Genomic DNA, 23,343 nt, shown 5'->3' on the forward strand with positions numbered 1-23,343 from the left:
GTTGGAAAGGCCTCCCCACCTCCATGCAGAGCCACCGCCAGTTACAACGCAGGCTGGGCGTGTTCGATGCCACGTCCATAGGCCTCGGCTCCATGCTGGGCGCGGGAGTTTTTGTTGTGTTTTCTCCGGCGGCTTTATTGGCCGGTGAACTGCTGATCGTCTCGGTGGTCCTTGCCGGGGCGATCGCGTATTGCAATGCGGTGGCATCGGCGCAGCTCGCCTCGGTTTATCCGGCAAGCGGCGGTACCTATCTGTATGGCCGGAAGCAGTTGGGCGAATGGCCGGGGTTTATCGCGGGCTGGGGCTTCGTGACAGGTAAGACGGCGTCATGCGCCGCAATGGCCCTGACGTTCGGGCACTATGTGGCACCGGATTATGCGATTCCGGTAGCCATTGCTGCTGTGGTGGTGCTGACCGGAGTCAATCTGCTGGGCATCACGCGGACAGCGCTTCTCACCCGGGTTTTGCTCGCCATCGTCCTTGCCACGCTGGTGTTCGTGGCCGCGGCAAGCATTATGGGGCCGCATCCTGTAGTTGCCGGCTTCGGCGAAGGTCCGGGGGGCAACGCCTGGGGAATTCTTCCCGCCGCCGGGCTGATGTTTTTCGCCTTTGCCGGGTACGCCCGGATCGCCACCCTGGGCGAGGAGGTCAAGGACCCCGCGAAGACTATCCCGCAGGCCATTCTTGCTGCCCTTGCCGGTGCCTTTGCCATCTATTTGGTGCTTGCATTGCTGCTGATGGCCCACCTGTCCGTTGAGCGGTTGGCCGAATCCACGTCGCCGCTGCTTGACGCGGTCACTGCTTCGGGGCTGAGCGCCGGTGCGCCGTTGGTGCAGGCAGGAGCGGCAGCCGCCAGCCTTGGCGCCCTGCTGGCCCTGATCACCGGGGTGGGCAGGACAGCCCTGGCGATGGCACGGGAGCGGGACCTGCCCCGACCGCTTGCCCGCATTGGCGGGAGTCATACAGTCCCGTACGTTGCTGAACTTGCTGTCGCGGGCGCGGTTATTGTCCTGCTGCTGACCACCAATGTGCTCACGGTGGTTGGGTTCTCAAGTTTCGGTGTCTTGATTTACTACGCCGTCACCAATGCATCCGCTTTCACCATGACCAACCGTCCGGCGTATGGACCGAAATGGCTGAATGCAGTGGGTTTCGCCGGCTGCCTCATCCTGGCCGTGACGCTCCCGCCAGCTTCCGTGCTGGTGATGGTTGTGGTCCTTGCTGTTGGCCTTGCTGGCCGGTATGGGGTGCTCCGGCTCCGCAAGCGCAGAGCCGTGGGCAACCCCTCCAGCTAGGTTCTGCCGGCTACGTGCGGTCTACCTGGACCTGGAGATCCTCTTCCGGTGGCATCCAGGTCTCGGGGGCGGCACTGACCTGTTCGCCCGTGCGGATGTCCTTGACCTGGTGCTTGCCGTCGTCGTCCGTGAACCAGACAAACGGGATTCCCCGACGGTCCGCAAACTTGATCTGTTTGCCGAACTTCTCCGCCTTCGCCGCTACCTCAGTGGAAATACCCCGGCTGCGCAACAATGCGGCAACGTCCTGGGCGGCGTCCCAGCTCTCATCGTTGTTCAGGGTCACCAGCACCGCGGTTGGGACGGACCGGGATGCCTTGGCGAGATCCTGGCTGAGGATGCGGGAAACCAGGCGCGTCACACCGATGGAAAGTCCGACGCCGGGGAACTTCCGGTTGCCCTTGCTGGCCAAGGCGTCGTATCGCCCTCCAGAGCAAATGGAGCCAAGCTGCTCGTGGCCAACCAGTACCGTTTCCACCACTGTTCCTGTGTAGTAGTCGAGCCCGCGGGCAATGCTGAGGTCCGCCACTACCTTCCCCGGCGCGCGCTGGACGGCAGCATCTATGACCTGCTCAAGCTCGCTAAGGCCTTCCTCCAGCAGTTCATCGGTGACGCCCAACGCCCGAACCTGTTCCACGAACGATGTATCTTCCGTGCGGATGCCAGCCAGCTTCAGCGCTGCTTCCGCCTGCTCCCTGGTGGCACCAAGCTCGCTCTGGAGCAACGCTGACACCTTGTCCGGACCGATCTTCTCCAGCTTGTCGATGCTGCGCAGCACCCCCGCCGTATCCGTCAGGCCGATGCCGCGGTAGAAGCCCTCCGCCAGTTTGCGGTTGTTGATACGCAACCGGAAGTCGGGGATGGGCAGTGCGTTCAGTGCCTCTGCAATGACCAGTGCTATCTCGACGTCGTAGCGGAACGGCAGGTCGCCGTCGCCCACTACATCGATGTCCGCCTGGGTGAACTCCCGGGCGCGCCCCTCCTGGGGGCGCTCACCGCGCCACACTTTTTGGATCTGGTAGCGGCGGAAGGGGAAAGCAAGGTATCCGGCGTTCTCCACTACGTAGCGGGCAAAGGGAACCGTCAGGTCGAAGTGCAGTGCCAGGGCATGCGGATCAGCTTTGCCCGTTTTTGCCTCGTCGCCTTCTTCTTCCTGGAGCCTGCTCAGCCCATAAACTTCCTTATCGATCTCCCCCTTGCGCAGCAACTGGCCTACAGTTTCCACGGCGCGGGTCTCGATCGAGGAGAAGCCATGAAGCTCAAAGACGCGCCGCAGGGTATCCAGCACATGCATCTCGACCAGCCGCTCCTCAGGAAGCCACTCGGGGAATCCGGACAGGGAGGCGGTGCGTGCCATGGTGGATTTTCTCCTTAGGTAAGCAGGGCGGCCCGGTACCCCGACGCAGTATTCCTCCCAAAACGGGCGGGAAAGGGCGGGAGTCCGGTCAGACATGCATAAACTATGTGCGGCAGTCAGTTTATGCTTCAGGCGCTTGCAACTCTAATGCGGCAGGTGCCCGCTACCCGGCTGGCCACTCTGCATCTGGTCTAAGGACGCCTGCCATTGGCATGCCTGACGCCAGCACGACACCCAGGAGGACTTTTGGCGGCCAGTTCACGCAGTGCCCGCGAAACCAAGCGACGCATCCAGCAGATGGAGGCGAAGCGAGAGTTGCGCAAGGAACAGGAAAAACGCCGCAAACGGGATAATATCCTTGCGGCAGGCGCCGGTACCGCGGTGCTGATTCTCGCAGTCGTCCTCCAACTGACGGTTTTCTCAAGCAATCCCACGGAAGAGGAATACGCTGCGGCCCAGGCCGGGCTCACAAGCCCCCCGGCTACTCCTTCCGCTACTCCTTCGGCTACTCCCACAAATGCTGAGAACATCCCCAAGCCAGAGACGGCGGCCGGCAAGGTCTTTACCGGAGAGCTCGTGCTTAACCGGGGCACGCTGGGGGTCGAATTCGACGGCACGAAGGCGCCCCAGGCGGCAGCAGTGTTTAAATCCATGGCTGACGAGAACTTCTTTGCCGGAACCAGCTGCCACCGACTCACCACGGCCGAGAACTTCGGCGTCCTGCAGTGCGGCTCCACCACCGGCGACGGCCGGGCAGATCCCGATTTCACGTGGGGTCCGCTTGAAAACACTCCGGCTGATAACAAGTACCCGGCCGGCACTATTGCAGTAGCGAGAGGCGGGGATAACGCCTACAGCAACGGCCGTCAGTTCTTCATCGTCTATAAGGACACCGAGATTCCGGCAGACTCGGCAGGCGGCTACACGGTGGTTGGCAAGGTTACGTCCGGGTTGGACGTAGTGTCGAACATTGCTGCCGCCGGCCTCAAGCCGGGTGGCAACCCAACCGACGGCCCACCTGTGGAACCAGTCACGATAGACTCGTTTTCTCTGAAGTAACCAACGCCGGCCAGCGGCCGGGGCAGCATTGCCTGAGCAGTTCCCTCCAAGCGAAAGACTTTTAGCGGTGACAGACAGTCAGAAATCCGACGAAACATCGGCTGCCGACACAAGCGAATCCACGGTTCCTGTAGCCGGCGATACCATCAGTGACACAGCCGACACCACCTCAGCCGAGACTGACTTAGTTGAGGAAGCTCCCGCAGAGGAGGCTCCTGTAGAGACCGCCTCGGTTGAGGAGGCTCCCGCTGACGAGGCTCCCGCAGACGAGGCTCCCGCAGACGAGGCTCCGGCCGAGGTAACCGGCAACAGTGAGGCTGAGGCTGAGCCCGCACCCACGGTCGACGCTGCTCCTGCCGTCGATGCTGCTCCTGCGCCCGCTTCGGCGGCCGACGCCGAAACTGCGCCCGCTCCGGCGGCTGCGGTACCAACACCAAGCCCCACCCCGCGTCCTGCTCCCCGGCCTGCTCCTTCGCCGGCGGCCTTTGCAGCGCGGCCCAAGGCGGCTCCCTCAGCCGTTGCGCCTGCCCCCGCACCCGCACCCCCAGCGACATCGCTGGCGGAGGCCGCGCGGTGGGGCCGGGTAGAAGGCGACGGACAGGTTTTCCTGACCGTCGACGGCGTCGAGCACCCGGTCGGGCAGTTTCCCGGTGCGACCGACGATGCAGCACTGGCCTACTTTGCCAAGAAGTACGACGACATCGTGGCGCAGATCGTTCTCCTGGAACAGCGTGTCAGCTCCAAGGCTCCTACCGCAGACATGCAGAAAACCGTGTTACACCTGCGCGAGCTCTTGGCAGAGCGCAACATGGTGGGAGACATCAAGTCAGCCGAGAAGCGTCTTGACGCCCTGTCCGAGCAGATTGCTGCCCTGGAAAAGTCCGAGAAAGCAGAGCATGACGCCGTCCGCGCTGCAGAGTTGGCCGCACGGGAGGCCATCGTTGCCGAGGCTGAGGAAATCGCAGGACACGATCCTTCCCAGATCCAGTGGAAGACGTCCAGTGCCCGGATGAACGAGCTGTTCGAAAGCTGGAAAGCCGCGCAGAAGAGTGGCGTCCGGCTTGGCCGCAGCAACGAGGACGCGCTCTGGAAGAGATTCCGCGCAGCACGCACGGTCTTTGACCGTCACCGTCGCGCCTACTTCTCCCAGCTGGACAGCAACAATTCCGCTGCGAAGTCGGTCAAGGAAAAGCTCATTGCAGAGGCCGAGGCTCTGTCTTCTTCCACCGATTGGGGCTTCGCGGCTGGGGAATACCGCCGTCTGATGGATGAGTGGAAAGCTTCCCCGCGGGCCAGCCGTAAAGATGATGACGCTCTGTGGGCACGCTTCCGGGCCGCCCAGGATGTCTTCTTCTCCTCACGTCAGGCTGCAAACGACGAGATCGACCAGGAGTACAGCGCCAACCTCGCAGTGAAGGAAAGCCTTCTGGCCGAGGCCAACGCCCTGCTCCCCATCACGGACCTGACCACTGCCAAGAAGGCGCTCCAGTCGATCCGTGACCGCTGGGAGGAAGCCGGCAAGGTTCCCCGTGGCGACATGGGCCGGATCGAGGCCGGGCTCCGCAAGGTGGAGGACGCCGTCCGCCACGCCGAGGACGAGAACTGGAAGCGGTCCAACCCAGAGACAAAGGCACGTACCAACAGCGCCCTGTCACAGCTGGAGTCCGCGATCGCCTCCCTCAAGGAGGACCTTGCCAAAGCCGAGAAGGCCGGTGACCAGCGCAAGATCAAACAGGCCAAGGAAGCCCTTGAGGCGCGCCAGGCCTGGCTGGACCAGCTTGAGCGTTCGGCGAACGAACTAGCCTAACCTTCTCAAACATCGGAGCGCCCCCGTCCAGATACTTCTGGACGGGGGCGCTCTAGTCTTCCGCCCGGCTTGAGTCTCCCCTGTCCGCCGAGCGCGCAAGTGTTCAACGTTGGCCAAGGCTCCAGGTACGCGCCAGGTGTAGTGCGACCGGCAAAAGGTCGGCGTGGCCGGCGACCAGTTCGTCCTGACGGGACGTTCTTGTCCATGAAAATTCCGCAAGGATGTCCGCTTCCCTGGCCCGGCGTTCTACGTGGGTCCATGGGCCTGGCGGGAAATCATCGGTGGTCGCGACCCCAAAGAACCAGCTGCGCAGGTGAATCTCGGGCTTGTACTGGCGCATGTCGTAGACGCTGTCCGCGAAATGGAAAAGAGGCAGCCCGAGGCCTCGACCTGTCTCTTCCTGAAGCTCTCTCACGGCCGCCTGAGGAGGGGTTTCTCCCGGTTCAATCGTCCCGGCCGGTACCAACGTCTCAGAGCCTCGATCCGGGTTATCCACATAACCGCTGCCGGGACTGTCCCGTTCAATCCGGGCGCAGGAAGATTGCTCAATGGCCACCACCTCCCGCCCTTCCCTCCTGGCAGGCTCCCTGCCAGGGAGTGCAGCTACCGCGTCCACCGGGGACGCTGCCGCAACCGTATCCGCGGAGCTGCTTTTTCCTGGCAGGCTGTTCTCCTGGCCTGAGCTGCAGGCCATGGCCTCCGACGGCGTGCTGACGCAGCTTTTCCAGCGCGGTTACCTTTTGCCCGGCACACCTGAAACGCCGCAGCTGAGGGCAAGGGCGGCGGCCTTCGCAGTGCCCCAGGCAATCAGGCAAAGGGTGGTGGCGGGCCGTATGACTGCGGCCTGGATCTACGGGTGCGCTCCCGAACCTGATCGGTTGGCTTTGCTTGTGGATGCAAAACGTCGTGTGTCCAGCCTTCGCTCCACTCGGGGGTGCACCTTGCACGAAGTCCGGTTGGGCCCGTGCGATGTGGTCAGCCTTGGGGGACTGATGGTCTCCACTCCCCTGCGCACAGCGCTGGATATAGCACTGCACGTGGAACCTGTCCGCGCTATCCCGGCACTCCAGGAACTCTTGGATCGTCCCGAATTGAATGTCCGGCTGCGCCTGCTGGTCCTGGCCGTTGAGGCAACACCGAGGGTTCCTCATAAGAAGGCAGCCCTGGAGAAGCTCAGCCAGCTCACCGGCAGGTCCGGGCAAGGCTAGTTGCGGCGTCTGTTGCCCGTGGTCCGGTAAACGTCGAAGACGCCGTCGATGCGCCGCACCGCACTCAACACGTGGCTGAGGTACTTGGGGTCACCCATTTCGAAGGCGAACTTGGAAATGGCCACCCTGTCAGTTGAGGTATGCACGCTGGCCGCCAGGATGTTTACGTGATTCTCGGACAGGACGCGGGTGACGTCCGAAAGTAGCGACTTGCGGTCCAGTGCTTCCACCTGGATTTCCACGAGGAAGACGCTGGACTGGGTCGGAGCCCAGTCCACTTCCACGATCCGGTCGGGCTGGTCCTTCAAATCCGAGACGTTGGTGCAGTCAGTCCGGTGCACCGATACACCGGAACCGCGGGTCACAAAACCGAGGATCGGATCCGGCGGAACAGGCGTACAGCAGCGCGCCAGCTTCACCCAGACATCTCCCACACCGCGGACAATGACACCGGAATCGGAGAACCTGGCTTTCGTGACCTGAGTGGGGATGCTGACTTCAGCCAGGTCATCGTCAGGACTTTCTTTGCCGCCCAGGCTCTCAACAAGCTTCTCCATCACGGACTGTGCCGACGTATGCCCATCGCCAACCCCGGCGTAAAGCCCGGAAATGTCGGCGTATTTCAAGTCCTCGGCCACCGCTGCCAAGGCGTCATGGGTCATTAGCCGCTGCAGGGGAAGGTTTTGCTTCCGCATTGCCTTGGTAAGAAGGTCCTTGCCGCGGTCGATGGCTTCTTCCCGGCGTTCCTTGCTGAACCATTGACGGATCTTGTTCCGTGCCCGCGCGCTCTTGACGAAATGCTGCCAGTCCTGGCTGGGACCTGCCCCCTCCGCCTTGGAGGTGAATATCTCCACCCAGTCGCCATGATTCAGCTCACTGTTGAGCGGCACCAGCTTGCCGTTGACCCTGGCGCCGATGGTGCGATGGCCTACCTCAGTGTGCACTGCGTAGGCGAAGTCCACGGGGGTTGAGCCTGCCGGCAGCGCCATGACCTCACCCTTGGGTGTGAAAACGAACACTTCCCGGGCATTGATTTCAAACCGCAGGGAATCCAGGAACTCGCCCGGATCTGACGTCTCCTGCTGCCAGTCCACCAGGGAACGAAGCCAGCCCATGTCACCGTCGCGCGGGCTTCCAGGCCCTGCTGCCGTCCGGTTCGGCTGGTCCTTGTACTTCCAGTGGGCCGCCACGCCGTATTCCGCCCGGCGGTGCATCTCATGGGTACGGATCTGGATTTCGACAGGCTTCCCGCCGGGACCGATCACCGTGGTGTGCAAAGACTGGTACATGTTGAACTTCGGCATGGCTATGTAGTCTTTGAACCGGCCGGGCAGGGGGTTCCACCGGGAATGCAACGTGCCCAGTGCCGCATAGCAGTCGCGAACCGAGTCCACCAGCACCCGGACTCCCATGAGGTCGTTGATGTCGTCGAAGTCTTTGTCGCGGACAATCATCTTCTGATAAATCGAGTAGTAATGCTTGGGCCGGCCTGTAATGGTGGCCTTGATTTTGGCCGTCCGCAGATCCTCAGTGATCTGGTTCCGGATAACGCTCAGGCTCTTTTCACGCTCCGGGGTCCTGTCTCCGACCATGCGGACGATTTCCTCGTACACCTTGGGGTAGAGGGCAGCGAAGGAAAGGTCCTCAAGTTCCCACTTGATGGTGTTCATGCCAAGCCGATGCGCAAGCGGCGCGAAGATTTCCAGGGTTTCCCGGGCTTTCCGCGCGGAAGACTCGGCCGAAACGAATCGCCAGGTGCGGGCGTTATGCAGCCGGTCGGCCAGCTTGATCATCAGGACCCTGATGTCCTTGGCCATAGCCACAACCATCTTGCGGACTGTCTCGGACTGGGCGGCCTCGCCGAAGCTGACTTTGTCCAACTTGGTGACGCCGTCTACCAGCATCGCCACTTCCGGCCCGAAATCCGCCTTGAGATCAGCCAGGGTGTAGGGCGTGTCTTCTACAGTGTCGTGGAGCAGCGCTGCGGCGAGGGTAGCACCGCTGAGGCCAAGCTCGGCCAGGATGGTTGCCACGGCCACAGGATGGGTGATGTACGGATCCCCGCTTTTGCGCTTTTGGCCGCGGTGACTGCGCTCGGCCACGATGAACGCCCGCTGGATGAGGTCAAAATCTTCTTTGGGATTGTTCACCCGCACGGTTCGCAGCAGCGGTTCGAGGATGGGCGAATACGTGATGGCGCCCCTTCCCGTCAGCCGGGCGAGACGGGAACGCGTACGCTCCCGTCGTCCCGGGAACGTCTGGCGCAGGCCGGGATTATCGACGGGTACGCCCGGTCCGGGGCGCACTGAGGCCACCACGCCAGCCTGTGGAGCCTGGCCCGGATCGGCATTTCCGTCTGCCATTGCCGCCGACGTCGAACGTTCTTCCAATGAAGCACCCCTCACGACCTGTTTAATTATTCCAGTCTATTCCCGCAGCAGGACACTTCGATAACCGGGTGCAACGCCAATGGGCCGGGCCGCGTCATCGTGACGCAACCCGGCCCATCCAAAAAACAACAATCAGGCGGAAGCTGTTTCCGAGGAAGCGGAAGCAGCAGCCCTGGCCGCAGCATCGTGGCGGCGGTGTTCCACCCTCTTGGCCTGGCTGACGAGCTGTGGCTCCCTCTCCCGCAGCCATGCGTACAGCGGCGCGGCTATGAAGATGGTTGCCGCAGTGCCGATCAGGATCCCGACAAACAATGCCAGGGAAAGGTCGCGCAGGGTTCCGGCCCCAAGCAAGCCCGCACCGATGAAGAGGATGGCGCCCACAGGGAGGATCGCCACCATCATGGTGTTGATGGACCTCACCAGCGTCTGGTTGACGGCAAGATTGACCTCCTCAGCGAAGGTCCGCCGGGTGGAGGCATCAAGGTCGGCAGTGTTCTCACGGATCTTGTCGAATACCACCACGGTGTCATACAGCGAGTAGCTGAGGACCGTGAGGAACCCGATGATAGCCGAAGGGGTCACTTCGAAGTCACTGAGGGAGTAGACGCCCGCCGTGATGAACATTGTCACCAACATGCCTGCGATGGCCGACAATGACATCTTCCAGGTGCGGAAGTACAACGCCATCAGGACAGACGCGAAGGCGACAAACACCAGCAGGCCCACCAATGCCTGGCGCGTGACGTCGGCGCCCCAGGTGGGACCGACGAACGTGGAGGTAACTTCGTTGTCCGTGACGCCGTAGGCGGTGGTCAACCCCTCCTTGATGGCCAGCGTCTCTTCATCGGTCAGTTTGTCTGTCTGGATGCGCATGGTGGTACCGGCGACGTTCGCTACACGGGGAACGCTACCCTCGACGACGTCCTGGACCGCCTTGGTTCCCAGCGTGGTGTCGGTGTTCTGCACGTTGGATACCGTGAACTCGGAACCCCCGCGGAATTCGATACCGAGGTTAAAGCCGCCCTTGACTGCCGGCAGCAGGATCGACAGGGCAACCGCAACGGCAGCTATGAGGAACCAGATCTTCTTGGAACCGACAAAGTCGTACGAGCGCTTGCCCGTGTAGAGCTCATTGCCGAAATTTGCGAAAGTATTGGACATTTACTTGCCCTCCTTGGCCGAGCTCTTGGAGGAACCGGCGAGCTGCTCCTGCTTTTCCGCGTGGCGGCGTTCTGCAATGGTCATTCTGCGCTCTGCTTCCGCAGCAGCGCCGGCGTTCTTGGCACGAACAGTTGCAGGCTTGTCCTCGGGGCTGCGTACTCGTCCGGCACCGCGATACAGGGGAACCGCGCCCAGCCGCTCCGGGTCAAGACCCGAGAATCTGTGGCCCTCACCGAAGAACTTGGTCCGTGCGAGGAGCCGCAGGGTGGGGTGAGTGAACATGAAGACCACGATGAGGTCAGCGATGGCGGTCAGGCCGAGCGTGAAGGCGAACCCACGTACGTTGCCTACCGCCACGAAGTAGAGCACCAGCGCGGCCAGCAGGTTTACTGCCTTGGACGCAAGCACTGTCCGCTTGGCACGCTTCCATCCGTTCTCGACGGCCGAGACCAGTCCCCGGCCTTCACGAAGCTCATCACGGATTCGTTCAAAGTAGACAATGAAGGAGTCGGCAGTCTGGCCGATGGCCACGATGATACCGGCGACGCCTGCAAGGGACAGCCGGTAGTTTTCCGTCCAGCCCAGGATGGCAATGGCCAGATATGTGAGAGCACCTGCCACTACCAAAGAAGCGATGGTCACGAGGCCCAGAGCCCTGTATTGGAAGAGGGAGTAGACCACCACCAGGAGCAGCCCGATGACACCTGCCAAGAGGCCCATCCGTAGCTGCTCACCGCCAAGCGTCGCTGAAATCTGCTGCTCACTCTGGATTTCAAAGCTGATCGGCAATGCACCGAAACGCAGCTGGTCCGAGAGTGCTTTTGCCGTCTGTTCCGTGAAGCCACCGGTGATCTGCGGGCGACCATCAGTAATGACGGCCAGGGATCGCGGAGCGGAGATAACCTGGTCGTCCAGCACAATGGCGAACTGGGACTTGGGGTCTGAACCGGCGTCGCCGCCCGCGGCCGTATAGAACTGGAAGAGGCGCTCTGTAACTTCCTTGAACTTTGCAGTGCCTTCGGCGTCGAACTGGATGTTGACAGCCCACTCGTTGGTGACGGCACCCTGGGCTCCCTGCTGGAGCTGGAAGGAGGAGGACTCAATGTTTGAGCCCTTCACTTCGACCGGTCCAAGGATGTACTTGATGGCAGGCTGGGCAGCCGTGGCGGGCTCACACGTGACGAGGGGCTTGGCAGGATCGGAACGCTCCTGCTTGTCCTGTGCGGGATTGTCGCAGTCGAGCGCCTCGAACTGCTTATAGATCTCCGGGGTTACCCAGTTGATGTCACTGCCGTTGGTGGGCTCGGCAGTGGGCTTGGGCAGCTGGTCCTCCGGGGTCTGCTGTTCGGCAGGAACCGGAGCACCCGGGCCCGCCTGCAGTACCGGACGGAAGTTCATGTCTGCGGAAGCCTGGATCAGCGCCCGGGTCTGGGAGGAAGGCGTGCCAGGAAGGCTGACCACAACGTTCCGGCCGGACTGCGTGCTGATTTCCGCTTCCGCGACACCGGAGCCGTCCACGCGTTGGCGAATGATGGCCACAGCCTGGTTCAGCTGCTCTTCATTGATGTCCGAACCGCCCTCAACCTTGGGCGCCAGGATCATCTGGGTGCCGCCCTCCAGGTCCAGTGCAAGTTTTGGAGCCCAGCTCGCTTGGCCGGCCATGGTGCCGCCAGCCAGGACAGCCGTAAGGACTGCCAGGATAACGCCAAGCCAGACCAGCACCCGGAGTGCTGAGTTTTTGGGGCCAGTTCGTGCCATTGTGGATCTTTCTATTAATTACGGAGGAGCCGCCGGCAGGTGCTTGCAGCACGCTCACCGGCGGCGGCCCGCAGCCGTAGGATCGTTACTTTGCGGGAGCTGACGGAACGCGGCGGACTAAATGTCCTTCTTGCCCTCGTCGTTAAGGCGCTTCCCGGCCTCGTCAGGAGTCTCCACCACTGCATTGGGCGTGGCATCCGTTTCCTGGGCGGTGAGGGAGGAAGCGTCGTCGGGAACAGCTGTGGGCTCTTCGTCCGCAACGGGAGGCTCCACGATTTTCGTCACAGCCTGGCGGTGCACTGTTGCCAGGTGGCCCGGAGACAGCTCCAGGACAACCTTGTTCTCGGCATCATCGATCGAGACAATACGGCCGAAGAGACCGAAGCTCGTCATGACCTCAACACCCGGCTCGAACTGCGACTGCAGCTTGGCCTGTTGCTGCTGCGTCTTCTTGTTGCGGCGGAACATCATGAAGATGAAGAGACCGAGCATCGCGAACAGCAGGATGGTCATGATGTCGATGCCGCCGCCGGCCTGCGGCTGGGCCTGGGCAGAGATATTTCCGAACACAGGAAAATTCCGTTCTGTACTTGCGTCACTGTTTTTCAGCAACGTCCGCTTCACTTCCATCTGCCCGGCAGGAGACCTTGCCGGCGGGCGACTCTTTGGAGCCGGCGCACAGAAATAAAGACCCGAACGTGCCGAGCGTCATACCAGTCTAAAGGGAAACAGTCGGCTGCGGTGCTATTGACCGTTCCGAATCCACTCGTCACTTGGATCCTGGCCAACCTGAGCGCCGTCGAATAGATCCAGTGGCTCCTGGCCGAAGGCCCCGGGAGGGATGGCGAACCCCAAGTGCGTCCACGCCGGTCCCATGGCGATGCGGCCCCGGGGTGTACGCCCGAGCAGCCCTTCCCGCACAAGAAACGGTTCGGCGACCGTCTCCACAGTCTCGGGTTCCTCCCCCACTGCGATGGCCAGGGTTGAGAGGCCCACTGGTCCTCCGCCGAATTTCGTGATCAGTGCTTCCAAGACGGCGCGGTCCAGCCTGTCCAGGCCTCGGGTATCCACTTCATACATGTCCAGAGCTGCCGAGGCTGCCCGCGCGTCGATCTGCTCGATGCCGTGCACGAGCGCCCAGTCACGAACACGGCGCAGGAGCCTGTTGGCTATTCGCGGAGTGCCCCGTGAACGGCCCGCAATTTCACTGAAGCCGGCCGAATTAACTTTCAGATCCAGGAGCCCGGCTGAACGGCGAAGTACAAGTTCCAGCTCCTCCACTGAGTAGAACTCGAGGTGGCCAGTGAAGCCGAAGCGGTCCCTAAGAGGACCTGGAAGAAGGCCGGCGCGAGTGGTGGCCCCCACAAGTGTGAAGGGTGGCAACTCCAGGGGAATAGCTGTGGCACCGGCTCCCTTGCCCACCACGATGTCAACCCGGAAGTCTTCCATCGCCATGTAAAGCATCTCCTCGGCGGGCCTGGACATGCGGTGGATTTCGTCCAGGAACAGCACCTCCCCCTCCGAGAGGGAGGACAATATTGCTGCGAGGTCACCGGCGTGTTGGATGGCCGGACCGCTGCTGATCCGCAACGGAGCGTTCATTTCAGACGCGACGATCATGGCGAGGGTGGTCTTGCCGAGTCCGGGCGGCCCGGAAAAGAGTACGTGGTCGGCGCTGCGCCCTCGCATCCGTGACGCTTCAAGGACCAGCGACAGTTGCTTGCGGACGCGGTGCTGCCCCACGAAATCGTGAAGGTTCCTCGGGCGGAGGGCTGCTTCAATGACCCGCTCTTCGGGCTCTTCGCCCCCGGTGACCAGGGAGGGCTCAGCCACGGCTGCCTACTCTGTTGCCAGCGCGGGCGCCGTCCTGGCCCAACCAGCGCAGCGTGGTTCGCAGAATTTCGGCTACGTTGCCCTTTTCCGCGATTTCCGGCGAATCGGCCAAGGCCTTGTCGATGCTGGCGGTGGCGTCTTTTTCGGACCATCCCAGGCTGGTCATGGCTGCGACGACCTGGCCCTTCCAGGCGGTGACCGTAACGGCAGCTGGCACAGTTCCACCGGGCGTCCCGTGCGGGACGAGTTTTCCGGCCAGCTCCAGCACGATCCTGCCAGCAACCTTCGGACCGATACCCGGCACCTTGGTGAAAGCCTTACCGTCGCCGGAGTGTGCGGCTACGCGGACGGCCTCGGGGTCGTGGACGGCCAGGACCGCCAACGCCAGCCTGGGACCAACACCGCTGACGCTCAGTAAAACGTCGAAGACTTCGCGCTCGTCGTCGGTGGAGAAACCGAAGAGAGTCAGGGAGTCCTCACGGACGATGAGCGATGTGAACAGCTTTCCTTCTTCACCCTGACGCAGCCTGCTGAGTGTCTGGGGTGTCGCGTTGACGCTCATGCCGGCGCCGTTGAGGTCGATAACGGCACTGGACAGCCCGACGTGAGCTACTGTTCCGCGGAGAAAACTGATCAAGGCCGGGCTCCTGAAATACCACCGGCTGAACCGGTTATCCGAACATACTTACGAATACCCTAATACCCGAACGACTAACATCCATTCACCGTGCACGGCGCGCCTTTGCCTCCGCTTCAGCCCACGCGCGTTGTGCAGGGGTAAGTGACAGGCTTCCGGGACCCGTCGTGGCCACTGCAGCCCCGCTGCCCGCCCGCCACGCGTGGGTTATGGCCAAGGCCAGCGCATCTGCGGCATCGGCAGGACGGGGCGGAGCGTCAAGCCGCAGGATCTTGGTGACCAGTTTTGTGACGGCCTCCTTGTTTGAGGTGCCACTGCCGGTCACGGCTGCCTTAACCTCCGACGGCGTGTGGAGTGCTACCGGAATTCCCCGCCGGGCGGCGGCGGCGATCACCACTCCGGACGCCTGTGCCACACCCATGACGGTACTGACGTTGAGTTGGGAAAAAACACGCTCCACCGCCAGGACATCCGGTTCGTAACGGTCCAGCCAGTCATCGATCGACGTGGCGATCAGCAACAGCCGCTGGTCCAGCGTCTCACTGGGCGAGGTGCCCACAACGCCCACAGCCACCATGGTTGCACGGCGGTTTTTTTCAACATCCACGACGCCGATACCGCATCGCGTGAGCCCCGGATCTACCCCCAATACGCGGAGCAAGGCCCTAGATCACTCGGCTTCCAGGGCGGCCTGCACTTCGTCACTGAGGTCAGCGTTGCTGTAGACGTTCTGAACGTCGTCGAGCTCTTCGAGCGCGTCCACGAGCTTCATGAACTTCTTGGCGGCCTCGAGGTCCAGCGGCACCTGCATGGACGGCACGAACTCCGCTTCATCGGTGTCGTACTCGATTCCGGCCTCGGTAAGGGCATCGCGGAGGGCCTGCAGGTCCGTGGGCTCGGAGTGGACCTCGAAGGTCTCCCCGTTGTCCTTGACTTCCTCAGCGCCGGCATCCAGCACGGCCATCAGGACATCGTCCTCGCTGAGGCCGTTCTTAGGCAGCGATACAACACCCTTCCGGGAAAAGAGGTAACTGACCGAACCGGGATCGGCAATGGTGCCGCCGTTACGGGAAATTGCGAGCCGTACTTCCGAGGCGGCGCGGTTCTTGTTGTCTGTGAGGCACTCGATCAAAAGGGCCGAGCCCTGAGGGCCACGGGCCTCGTACATGATCTCTGTGTAATCAACCGTTTCACCGGTGAGGCCTGCGCCGCGTTTGATGGCACGGTCAATGTTGTCAGCCGGGACCGAAGTCTTCTTTGCCTTTGTAACGGCGAGTTCCAGGCTTGGGTTTCCGGCAAGATCCGGCCCGCCCATGCGAGCTGCGACTTCGATGTTCTTGATCAGCTTGGCAAACGACTTGGCCCGCCGGCTGTCGAGGATAGCCTTCTTGTGCTTGGTCGTCGCCCATTTGGAGTGGCCTGACATGCTTTACGCTTCTCCTCTGATCATTCGAATAAACAGTTCGTGCACACGCTTCTCCCCCGTCACTTCCGGGTGGAATGAGGTGGCCAGCAGGTGACCTGAACGCACTGCAACAATTCTAGCCTTCCCGTGCAGGGCCTCGGAGTGAGCGGCGTTGGCCGGTTCCACCTGCGCCAGCACCTCCACGGCCGGGCCTACCCGCTCAACCCAAGGACCCCGGATAAACACGGCATGCACGGGAGCAACACCGGAACCGGTGGCGCTGAACTCGAGTCCCTTGAAGTCAAGATCGGTCTCAAAGGATTCGCGCTGGCGTCCAAAGGCGTTGCGGCGGACAGTCATATCCAGCCCGCCGAAGGTCTGCTGGGGATTTCCGGACAAGTCCTTTGCCGCATCGGCAATTTCGTCGGCCAGCAGGATCATGCCGGCGCAGGACCCGTACACGGGGAGGCCGCTGGCAATCTTGTCCCGCAGCGGCTCAGTCAGCTCGAAAATCCTGGCGAGCTTGTCAATTGTGGTGGACTCGCCGCCAGGAATGATGAGACCGTCAAGGTCGTCGAGTTCTTTCGGCCGCCGGACTGCCACGCCCTTGGCACCGGCGTCTTCGGCGGCGTGGAGGTGCTCCCGGAAGTCACCCTGCAGCGCCAGGACGCCGATGCGAAGGCCTGCGCCTGCTCTTGATGATTCCGCTGCTGACCACGACGAGGACAACGATGAACCCCGCGCCGAATCCAGCGAAAAGTCCTGGGAAGTGGGATTGGTCATTCATCCAGCATAATCTCCCCCAAGCTGCTCCTGACGCAGCAGGGACAAGGCACGGCAAGAGTGCACGCCTGTGCTGGGATATATTCGGAGCATGTTTTTCTTCAGCGTCCCCCTTGGAAAGCTCGTGCGCCGGATCACCCGGCTAAGGGGAGGCGGCTCGGCTTTTCCCGGCCTGGTGGTCGAAAAGATCGATCCCGGTTTTATGGCGCGGACGTTGACCACACTGCCCCACGGCGTGGCCGTCGTCAGCGGCACAAACGGCAAAACCACCACCACAAAAATGGTGGTGGAACTGTTGGAAAGCCAAGGGCTGAGGGTCTTCACGAACCGCACTGGAAGCAACTTCACTCGTGGAGTTGCGGCCGCGCTGCTGGGAGAAGTGGACCGGCGCGGACGCCTTCATGCCGATATCGCTGTGCTGGAGCTCGACGAAGCCCATGCAGTTCATTTTGTGAACAGGGTTCCACCGCGTTACAGCCTGCTCCTGAATGTGCTGCGCGACCAGCTGGACCGGTTCGGAGAGATCGACAAGACAGCTGAGCTGCTGCAGCATGTAGCGTCCAAGACCACTGGCACGGTGGTGCTCAACCGTGAGGATCCGAGGGTCGCCAGGATTGCTTCCGCGCTGCCCCAGCCGGGGTCCGGCGGGCCCAAGGTCCGCTATTTCGGTCTTGATGACTCACTGTTGAGCACCTTTCCCAATGACGATGACATGCGTGCCGGTCCCGGCAGCCCGGTGCCGGTTGTACAGGAAAGGGCGCATGCCGACGTCGTGCTTCGCCGCGTGGGTGTGGATGACGCCGACTTTGAGTACGACGGCGCGGTCGTCACGACGCGCATGAAGCTTCGCGGCGTATACAACATCTTCAACGCTGCCGCTGCCCTCACGCTGGCCCGTTGCATCGCAGGGCAGGGGTCCGGTCCCACGGACCCCGAATCACTGCTGTCGGCCCTTTCCAACGTGGCCCCTGCTTTTGGCCGGGGTGAGAGCCTGATTGTGGACGGACTCCCCCTTGACCTGGTCCTGGTCAAGAACCCCAGCGGCTTCCGGCTGGGACTCAAATCGTTCCCCGCAGGCGGTTACGCCACCATGATCGCCATCAACGACAACTACGCTGACGGCCGCGACATGTCCTGGCTCTGGGACGTCGAATTCGACTCCCTGCGTAACGGCGGCGTCGACCAATTGAGCGGCTCGCGCGCCTACGACATGGCGCTTCGGCTTCAGTACGACGAGGTCCCTGTCAGCGAAGTCAACACCGACATCACTTCCGCTCTGGCAGCCTTTATCCGGGACGCCAAGGGCAGGCCGAAACGGATATTCTGCACATATACAGCGATGCTGGCCATCCGCCGGGAGCTGTCCAAGATCACAACGGTGGAGGTGGTCTCTTGACGCAGGAGGCTTCGGAGAACAAAGGCACCATCCGTGTAGTGCAGCTGTATCCGCGGGACATGAACATCTATGGCGACTGGGGCAACGCCCTTGTCCTGAAACGGCGCCTGGCCTGGCACGGCTACACTCCGGAACTGCTCGAATACAATGTGGGCGATGACTTCCCGGACGATGCGGACCTCATCGTTGGCGGCGGCGGTCAGGACAGCGGGCAACTGGTTATTCAGGCCGACCTCCTGAAGCGGGGGTCAACGCTGCAGGAACTTGCCGAGGATGGAACGCCAATGTTGCTGATCTGCGGCATGTACCAGCTTTTTGGCCGCTTCTTCGAGACGCGCAAGGGTTCCGTTATTCCCGGCATCGGCGTCCTGGACGTGGAAACACACGGCACAGACGAACGGCTTATCGGAAACGTGAAGGTCGAATCCGAGGAGTTCGGGGAGATCCTGGGCTACGAGAATCACAGCGGCCAAACCACGCTGGGTCCAGCCGTCCGCGCTTTGGGGACCACGGCCAAGGGCACCGGAAACAACAGCAGCGACGGACAGGAGGGAGCCCGCTACAAGAACATCGTGGCCAGCTACCTTCATGGTTCACTTTTGCCCAAGAATCCGGCCATCGCAGATTTCCTGATCCGCACCGCCGTCGAACGTAAATACGGAAGCTTCACTGCCGGTGCACCGGATGACCGTTTCGCTGTCCTGGCAAGGGAACACGCGGGCCGCCGTCCGCGCTAGCTGAACACCTGGCGCTCAGGGCTCCTTGCTGATGAGGAGTTCGTGGGCGCCGGCTGCTGCCGCACCCATCGACTCCACGACCGTCTTGGTCCGCTGGTGTGTTGCGGCGTCCTCGGCCGGTGTTGCACACGGTCCTTGCGGTGCGTCGGAAGCGACCGAACACCACCTGTAAGGGTCACGGACAATGACCGAAGGGGCCCAGGCAAGATCTGCCGCAGTCCATTTTCCGGCAGCGTCCTGGCTGAACTGGGCCCTGACCAACAACCCCTCGTTGTTGACCTGGTACCACGGCGACAACTCTGTCACTCCGTTGCCCAAGCCGTAAACAATCCATGTTCCTTTGTACTGCTCGATCGGCAGCACGGAGTGGGTGTGGTGCCCGTAGATCATGGTGAATTCGCCGCTGTCCACCAGTGCATGGGCGGTCTCCTGCTGCTGGGCGTTCGCCTCGCTGGCGTATTCATCGCCTGCGTGCATGACTCCCAGCACGATGTCAGCACCGAGGCTTTTGGCTTTCTTGGCCTTGGCGATCATGGTGGCTGCGTCGAGCATGTCCACCTGCCATTCCTGTTCGGGAATCTGGCCGTTGAGTCCGTAGGTGCCAATGATGACGGCAATTTTCGCTGCGGGAGTAGGAATGATGAGAATCTCCTGCGCCTCGGCCTCCGTCCGGTACGAGCCGGTGTGCTTCATCCCGGCAGCGTCGAGGGCATCCAGAGTGCGGACCAGGCCCTCGGTTCCGCGGTCAATGGTGTGGTTGCTGGCCGTGGTGCACGCCTGATAGCCCACAGCTTTGGAGGCGGAAATGATCTGCGGGGGAACATTGAACGACGGGTAGGCCGAGAAGGGGCCGTCGGGACCGGCGACCGGGGTCTCCTGATGGCAGATTGCGAGGTCGCTTCGCTGAATATACGGCCGCTGTCCTTCCAGGAGAGGAACGAAGTCCAGCCCTGGCTGTCCGGCTGCGGCTGCGTCCTGCTGGGCTTGTTGCCACAATTGCGTGTGCACAAGCATGTCGCCGGTGACCAGAACGGTAGTGCAGCGCAGCGTGGGGCATTCGGAGCCTTTGCCGGGGGTCGGCGTCGGCGTGGGCGTGGGTGTCGGGGAAGGTGACGGAGACGCCGGCGGTGCCGCCGCCGACGTCGTTGCCTCACGGTCCTGGTCGGCGATCACTCCGCAGGCAGCCATCGAAACCATGAGCGCCGCCGCGGCTGAGACTGCGGCGAGCCTGTGGGAGAGTTTTCTGGGATTGCTCGACATGTTCGACATCCTACGGCGAACGCCGCGGATGCTGGTCAACCATGCCGCCGCGTGAAATTGTTGCTTCATGACGAACCCCCTTCTGACACCCAGCCCTCTGCCGTTCGGGCTGCCGCCCTTTGCCGATATCTCGGAAATCCACTACGGGGAAGCAATCCGGGCCGGTCTGGCGGAGCATCTGGAAGAAATCGGGGAAATCGCCGCAAACCCGGAGCCGCCGACGTTCGAGAACACGGCCCTGGCGATGGAGCGCAGCGGTGCCCTCCTTCAGCGCGCGGCGGCCTCCTTCTTCACGCTGGTTTCGGCACACGCATCAGATGCCGTCCGCTCCCTGGAGACTGAAGTGTCACCGCTGTTTGCGGCACACCAGGACGCAATCTATATGAACAGAGAACTGTTCGAACGCTTCAATGCTTTGAAGACAGAAGGACTCGACGGCGAATCGGCGCGGCTGGTCCAGGAGTACCTTAAAGAATTCCGGGAGTCAGGGATTCAACTGGACGCCGCCGGACAGGAAAGGCTCAGAGCGGTGAATGCAGAGCTTTCCCGCCTTGGCACCGAGTACGGCCAACGCGTGAAGGAAGGTATGAAGCAGTCGGCCTTGCTGCTGGAGGATGCAGGTGAACTGGCAGGGCTTTCCACCGATGACATTGCCAGTGCAGCGGAAGCGGCCCGCCTGGCCGGGCATGAGGGCAAATTCCTCCTCACCTTGATCCTGCCGAGCAATCAACCCGCAATGTCAGCCTTGGAAAACCGCCCTGTGCGCCGCCGGCTGTACGAGGCATCCGTCAGCCGCGGGAGCAGCGGCGGCAGCCTTGACGTCCTGGAACTCGTCAAGGACCTGGTGCGGCTGCGATCTGAAAAGGCTGCCCTGCTGGGCTTCGGAAGCTATGCAGAACTGACTGTGGACCGTCAGACAGCCCCTGACTTCGAAGCCGTACAGTCCATGATGAACAGGCTCGCTCCCGCAGCTGTGCGGAACGCTGACGCGGAGAGTGCTGCGCTGGCGGAGATCGCAGGTCACCGGCTGGAGGCATGGGATTGGGCATACTATTCGGCACAAGTAAAGAAGGACAGGTATTCGGTTGATGACCGGCAACTGCGGCCCTACTTTGAACTGGATCGGGTGCTGACAGACGGTGTGTTTTTTGCAGCCACCACGCTTTACGGCATCACTTTCCACGAACGAAACGATCTGGCGGGCTACCACGAGGACGTCAGGGTGTGGGAGGTCCGGAACGAAGACGGCTCTGAGCTTGGCCTGTTCCTGGGTGACTACTACACCCGTGAATCCAAGCGCGGCGGCGCGTGGATGAATTCGCTGGTTGAACAGTCGGCCCTGCTGGGAACCAAGCCTGTGGTCATCAACAACCTCAATGTCTCCAAGCCTCCCGCTGGCGAGCCGACCCTCCTCACCCTCGACGAGCTGCGCACCGCTTTTCACGAGTTCGGCCACGCACTCCACGGTCTGTTTTCCAGCGTGACCTTTCCCCGGTTCTCCGGCACGTCCGTGCCGCGGGACTTCGTTGAATACCCCTCCCAGGTCAACGAAATGTGGATCATGTGGCCCGAAGTCCTGGCCAACTACGCCCGGCACCACGAGACAGGCGAGCCCCTTCCCCTGAATGTGGTTGAACGCCTTAAGGACGCCGAGCTTTGGGGTGAGGGTTTCGGCACCACTGAATACTTGAGCGCCGCCCTGCTGGATCTCGCCTGGCATGTACTCGACGCGTCTGACATTCCTGCCGATCCCCTGGAATTCGAGGCCAAGGCACTGGTTTCAGCCGGTGTCGCCCACGCCCTGATTCCGCCCCGATACAGGACCGGCTATTTCCAACACATCTTTGCCGGAGACGGCTATGCGGCCGGCTACTACTCATACATCTGGAGCGAAGTGCTCGACGCCGACACCGTGGAGTGGTTCAGGGAGAACGGTGGACTCAACCGGCGAAATGGTGAGTTCTTCCGCTCTGAGCTGCTTGCCAGGGGAAACAGCCGGGATCCCCTGGAATCCTTCCGCGCATTCCGTGGCAGGGATGCCCAACTGGAACCGCTACTCAAGCGCCGCGGCCTGGAATAACTCCGTCCACCCCTTAAAATAACGGCGGCGAGTCACCTACTGCAGGTGACTCGCCGCCGTCGCGGTTTGTTGCTAGGAGGCTGGTCGTGGTCCGGCAGCTTGCGTAAAAGGGGCCCTGCGTCCCCGCTCGCCGCGGAGCGGCCTCAGCGGGACGTGGGGAATAGCAAGCAGAGGATCAGGACCTGCCGTCAGGCAGAGGACTACCAGCCGCGCTCGGCGAGGCGGTGCGGCTGCGGGATCTCGTCGACATTGATACCCACCATGGCCTCGCCCAGGCCGCGGGAGGCCTTGGCGATGACATCCGGGTCATCGAAGAAGGTGGTTGCCTTCACGACGGCGGCAGCGCGTTGGGCCGGGTTGCCGGACTTGAAGATGCCCGAGCCGACGAACACACCGTCGGCACCAAGCTGCATCATCATGGCAGCGTCAGCCGGAGTGGCGATGCCGCCGGCGGTGAACAGGACCACCGGAAGCTTGCCCGAAAGCGCTACTTCCTTGACCAGTTCGTACGGTGCCTGCAGTTCCTTGGCGGCCACGTACAGCTCATCCTCAGGCAGCGAGGAGAGCCGGCGGAGCTCTGCACGGATCTGGCGCATGTGGGTGGTGGCGTTGGAGACGTCGCCGGTGCCGGCTTCGCCCTTGGACCGGATCATCGCTGCGCCCTCGTTGATGCGGCGCAGTGCCTCACCGAGGTTGGTGGCACCGCAGACGAAGGGAACAGTGAATTTCCACTTGTCGATGTGGTTGGTGTAGTCGGCCGGGGTCAGGACCTCGGACTCGTCAATGTAGTCCACTCCGAGGGACTGCAGGACCTGCGCCTCAACAAAGTGGCCGATCCGGGCCTTGGCCATGACCGGCACCGAGACTGCTTCGATGATCTTGTCGATCATGTCAGGATCGGACATGCGGGACACGCCGCCCTGGGCACGGATATCGGCCGGAACACGTTCCAGCGCCATCACTGCCACGGCACCGGCGTCTTCGGCGATGCGGGCCTGCTCGACGTTAACGACGTCCATAATGACGCCGCCCTTGAGCATCTCAGCCATACCGCGCTTGACGCGCTTGCTGCCCGTGACGCCGTTCGCCGACGAGCCGGCTTCGCTGCTTACATCAGGTGTAGACACAAAAACCCCTATGGGTAGATAGATGTTACTTTGATCCGGATTCCCGATCG

The 23,343-nt window shown here is 62.2% G+C and carries 21 protein-coding genes; 8 read left to right on the top strand and 13 right to left on the bottom strand.

All coding sequences use genetic code 11. The features are described 5' to 3' along the window. Nucleotides 1-23: 23 nt before the first annotated feature. Nucleotides 24-1,295, top strand: a complete 1,272-nt coding sequence (locus RIN13_RS09775; RefSeq protein WP_309107154.1) for an APC family permease — start codon at nucleotides 24-26, stop codon at nucleotides 1,293-1,295. Between the two features lie 10 nt (nucleotides 1,296-1,305). On the opposite strand, the gene hisS is transcribed toward RIN13_RS09775, so the two are convergent. Next, nucleotides 1,306-2,652, bottom strand: coding sequence for a histidine--tRNA ligase (hisS, locus tag RIN13_RS09780; protein ID WP_309107137.1), 1,347 nt, complete (start codon nucleotides 2,650-2,652; stop codon nucleotides 1,306-1,308). Between the two features lie 246 nt (nucleotides 2,653-2,898). Here hisS and RIN13_RS09785 point away from each other — a divergent pair, with 246 nt between their 5' ends. Then, nucleotides 2,899-3,711, top strand: coding sequence for a peptidylprolyl isomerase (locus RIN13_RS09785; RefSeq protein ID WP_309107138.1), 813 nt, complete (start codon nucleotides 2,899-2,901; stop codon nucleotides 3,709-3,711). A 67-nt stretch (nucleotides 3,712-3,778) separates the two neighbouring features. After that, nucleotides 3,779-5,518, top strand: coding sequence for a DUF349 domain-containing protein (locus tag RIN13_RS09790; RefSeq protein ID WP_309107139.1), 1,740 nt, complete (start codon nucleotides 3,779-3,781; stop codon nucleotides 5,516-5,518). Between the two features lie 103 nt (nucleotides 5,519-5,621). Here the strand turns inward: RIN13_RS09790 and RIN13_RS09795 are convergent, their stop codons facing one another. Next, nucleotides 5,622-6,134, bottom strand: coding sequence for an NUDIX domain-containing protein (locus RIN13_RS09795; RefSeq protein ID WP_309107140.1), 513 nt, complete (start codon nucleotides 6,132-6,134; stop codon nucleotides 5,622-5,624). On the opposite strand from RIN13_RS09795, the gene RIN13_RS09800 reads away from it, so the two are divergent. Then, entirely contained in the window at nucleotides 6,067-6,726 is a 660-nt protein-coding gene (locus tag RIN13_RS09800) for a type IV toxin-antitoxin system AbiEi family antitoxin (RefSeq protein ID WP_309107141.1), read from the top strand. The genes RIN13_RS09795 and RIN13_RS09800 overlap by 68 nt on opposite strands. Here RIN13_RS09800 and RIN13_RS09805 read toward each other — a convergent pair. From RIN13_RS09805 to pdxT, 9 genes are all read right to left on the bottom strand, one after another. Beyond that, nucleotides 6,723-9,116, bottom strand: coding sequence for a RelA/SpoT family protein (locus RIN13_RS09805; protein WP_375164755.1), 2,394 nt, complete (start codon nucleotides 9,114-9,116; stop codon nucleotides 6,723-6,725). The two genes, RIN13_RS09800 and RIN13_RS09805, sit on opposite strands and share 4 nt — an antisense overlap. A gap of 132 nt (nucleotides 9,117-9,248) precedes the next feature. Continuing rightward, entirely contained in the window at nucleotides 9,249-10,277 is a 1,029-nt protein-coding gene (gene secF / locus RIN13_RS09810) for a protein translocase subunit SecF (protein ID WP_309107142.1), read from the bottom strand. Then, complete coding sequence (secD, locus tag RIN13_RS09815; protein WP_309107143.1) at nucleotides 10,278-12,035, bottom strand: protein translocase subunit SecD; 1,758 nt, start codon at nucleotides 12,033-12,035, stop codon at nucleotides 10,278-10,280. It lies immediately after the preceding gene. 117 nt (nucleotides 12,036-12,152) lie between these two features. Beyond that, nucleotides 12,153-12,548 (bottom strand): preprotein translocase subunit YajC, encoded by a 396-nt coding sequence (gene yajC, locus RIN13_RS09820; protein ID WP_309107156.1) that lies wholly within the window; start codon nucleotides 12,546-12,548, stop codon nucleotides 12,153-12,155. Between the two features lie 231 nt (nucleotides 12,549-12,779). Next, the gene (ruvB, locus tag RIN13_RS09825) at nucleotides 12,780-13,868 is read right to left on the bottom strand and encodes a Holliday junction branch migration DNA helicase RuvB (protein WP_309107144.1); all 1,089 of its coding nucleotides are present in this window, start codon (nucleotides 13,866-13,868) and stop codon (nucleotides 12,780-12,782) included. Next, nucleotides 13,861-14,505, bottom strand: a complete 645-nt coding sequence (ruvA, locus tag RIN13_RS09830) for a Holliday junction branch migration protein RuvA (protein ID WP_309107145.1) — start codon at nucleotides 14,503-14,505, stop codon at nucleotides 13,861-13,863. The genes ruvB and ruvA overlap by 8 nt, the downstream gene beginning before the upstream one ends. A gap of 85 nt (nucleotides 14,506-14,590) precedes the next feature. Beyond that, nucleotides 14,591-15,166 carry a crossover junction endodeoxyribonuclease RuvC gene (gene ruvC, locus RIN13_RS09835; protein ID WP_247040160.1) on the bottom strand — a complete coding sequence of 192 codons (576 nt, stop codon included), beginning with the start codon at nucleotides 15,164-15,166 and terminating at the stop codon, nucleotides 14,591-14,593. Between the two features lie 9 nt (nucleotides 15,167-15,175). Then, nucleotides 15,176-15,931 (bottom strand): YebC/PmpR family DNA-binding transcriptional regulator, encoded by a 756-nt coding sequence (locus RIN13_RS09840; RefSeq protein WP_309107146.1) that lies wholly within the window; start codon nucleotides 15,929-15,931, stop codon nucleotides 15,176-15,178. Nucleotides 15,932-15,934: 3 nt separating this feature from the next. Beyond that, the gene (pdxT, locus tag RIN13_RS09845) at nucleotides 15,935-16,693 is read right to left on the bottom strand and encodes a pyridoxal 5'-phosphate synthase glutaminase subunit PdxT (protein ID WP_375164756.1); all 759 of its coding nucleotides are present in this window, start codon (nucleotides 16,691-16,693) and stop codon (nucleotides 15,935-15,937) included. Between the two features lie 91 nt (nucleotides 16,694-16,784). Here pdxT and RIN13_RS09850 point away from each other — a divergent pair, with 91 nt between their 5' ends. Together RIN13_RS09850 and RIN13_RS09855 are read left to right on the top strand one after the other, a co-directional pair. After that, entirely contained in the window at nucleotides 16,785-18,089 is a 1,305-nt protein-coding gene (locus RIN13_RS09850) for a MurT ligase domain-containing protein (protein ID WP_309107147.1), read from the top strand. Then, nucleotides 18,086-18,826, top strand: a complete 741-nt coding sequence (locus RIN13_RS09855; protein ID WP_309107148.1) for a glutamine amidotransferase — start codon at nucleotides 18,086-18,088, stop codon at nucleotides 18,824-18,826. Before RIN13_RS09850 ends, RIN13_RS09855 begins: the two co-directional genes overlap by 4 nt. A 15-nt stretch (nucleotides 18,827-18,841) precedes the next feature. Here RIN13_RS09855 and RIN13_RS09860 read toward each other — a convergent pair whose 3' ends face one another. Further along, nucleotides 18,842-19,840 (bottom strand): CapA family protein, encoded by a 999-nt coding sequence (locus tag RIN13_RS09860; RefSeq protein WP_309107149.1) that lies wholly within the window; start codon nucleotides 19,838-19,840, stop codon nucleotides 18,842-18,844. Nucleotides 19,841-19,847: 7 nt separating this feature from the next. Between RIN13_RS09860 and RIN13_RS09865 the strand changes: the two genes are divergently transcribed. Together RIN13_RS09865 and RIN13_RS09870 are read left to right on the top strand one after the other, a co-directional pair. After that, nucleotides 19,848-20,141 carry a hypothetical protein gene (locus RIN13_RS09865; RefSeq protein WP_309107150.1) on the top strand — a complete coding sequence of 98 codons (294 nt, stop codon included), beginning with the start codon at nucleotides 19,848-19,850 and terminating at the stop codon, nucleotides 20,139-20,141. A gap of 12 nt (nucleotides 20,142-20,153) precedes the next feature. Then, complete coding sequence (locus RIN13_RS09870; protein WP_309107151.1) at nucleotides 20,154-22,166, top strand: M3 family metallopeptidase; 2,013 nt, start codon at nucleotides 20,154-20,156, stop codon at nucleotides 22,164-22,166. A 200-nt stretch (nucleotides 22,167-22,366) separates the two neighbouring features. On the opposite strand, the gene pdxS is transcribed toward RIN13_RS09870, so the two are convergent. Then, nucleotides 22,367-23,293: a pyridoxal 5'-phosphate synthase lyase subunit PdxS gene (pdxS, locus tag RIN13_RS09875; protein WP_309107158.1), complete on the bottom strand. Its 927-nt coding sequence runs from the start codon at nucleotides 23,291-23,293 to the stop codon at nucleotides 22,367-22,369. Nucleotides 23,294-23,343: the final 50 nt, after the last annotated feature.

This window comes from Arthrobacter sp. (assembly GCF_031179985.1).
GTDB lineage: Bacteria > Actinomycetota > Actinomycetes > Actinomycetales > Micrococcaceae > Arthrobacter.

Excerpts from the sequence above, each read along its gene's own strand:
- RIN13_RS09860 (WP_309107149.1), bottom strand. The coding sequence starts at position 19,840 with ATGCTTGTGCACACGCAATTGTGGCAACAAGCCCAGCAGGACGCAGCC.
- RIN13_RS09800 (WP_309107141.1), top strand. The coding sequence starts at position 6,067 with ATGGCCACCACCTCCCGCCCTTCCCTCCTGGCAGGCTCCCTGCCAGGG.
- secF (WP_309107142.1), bottom strand. The coding sequence starts at position 10,277 with ATGTCCAATACTTTCGCAAATTTCGGCAATGAGCTCTACACGGGCAAG.
- RIN13_RS09850 (WP_309107147.1), top strand. The coding sequence starts at position 16,785 with ATGTTTTTCTTCAGCGTCCCCCTTGGAAAGCTCGTGCGCCGGATCACC.
- RIN13_RS09870 (WP_309107151.1), top strand. The coding sequence starts at position 20,154 with ATGACGAACCCCCTTCTGACACCCAGCCCTCTGCCGTTCGGGCTGCCG.
- RIN13_RS09840 (WP_309107146.1), bottom strand. The coding sequence starts at position 15,931 with ATGTCAGGCCACTCCAAATGGGCGACGACCAAGCACAAGAAGGCTATC.
- hisS (WP_309107137.1), bottom strand. The coding sequence starts at position 2,652 with ATGGCACGCACCGCCTCCCTGTCCGGATTCCCCGAGTGGCTTCCTGAG.
- yajC (WP_309107156.1), bottom strand. The coding sequence starts at position 12,548 with ATGACCATCCTGCTGTTCGCGATGCTCGGTCTCTTCATCTTCATGATG.
- RIN13_RS09775 (WP_309107154.1), top strand. The coding sequence starts at position 24 with ATGCAGAGCCACCGCCAGTTACAACGCAGGCTGGGCGTGTTCGATGCC.
- secD (WP_309107143.1), bottom strand. The coding sequence starts at position 12,035 with ATGGCACGAACTGGCCCCAAAAACTCAGCACTCCGGGTGCTGGTCTGG.
- pdxT (WP_375164756.1), bottom strand. The coding sequence starts at position 16,693 with ATGACCAATCCCACTTCCCAGGACTTTTCGCTGGATTCGGCGCGGGGT.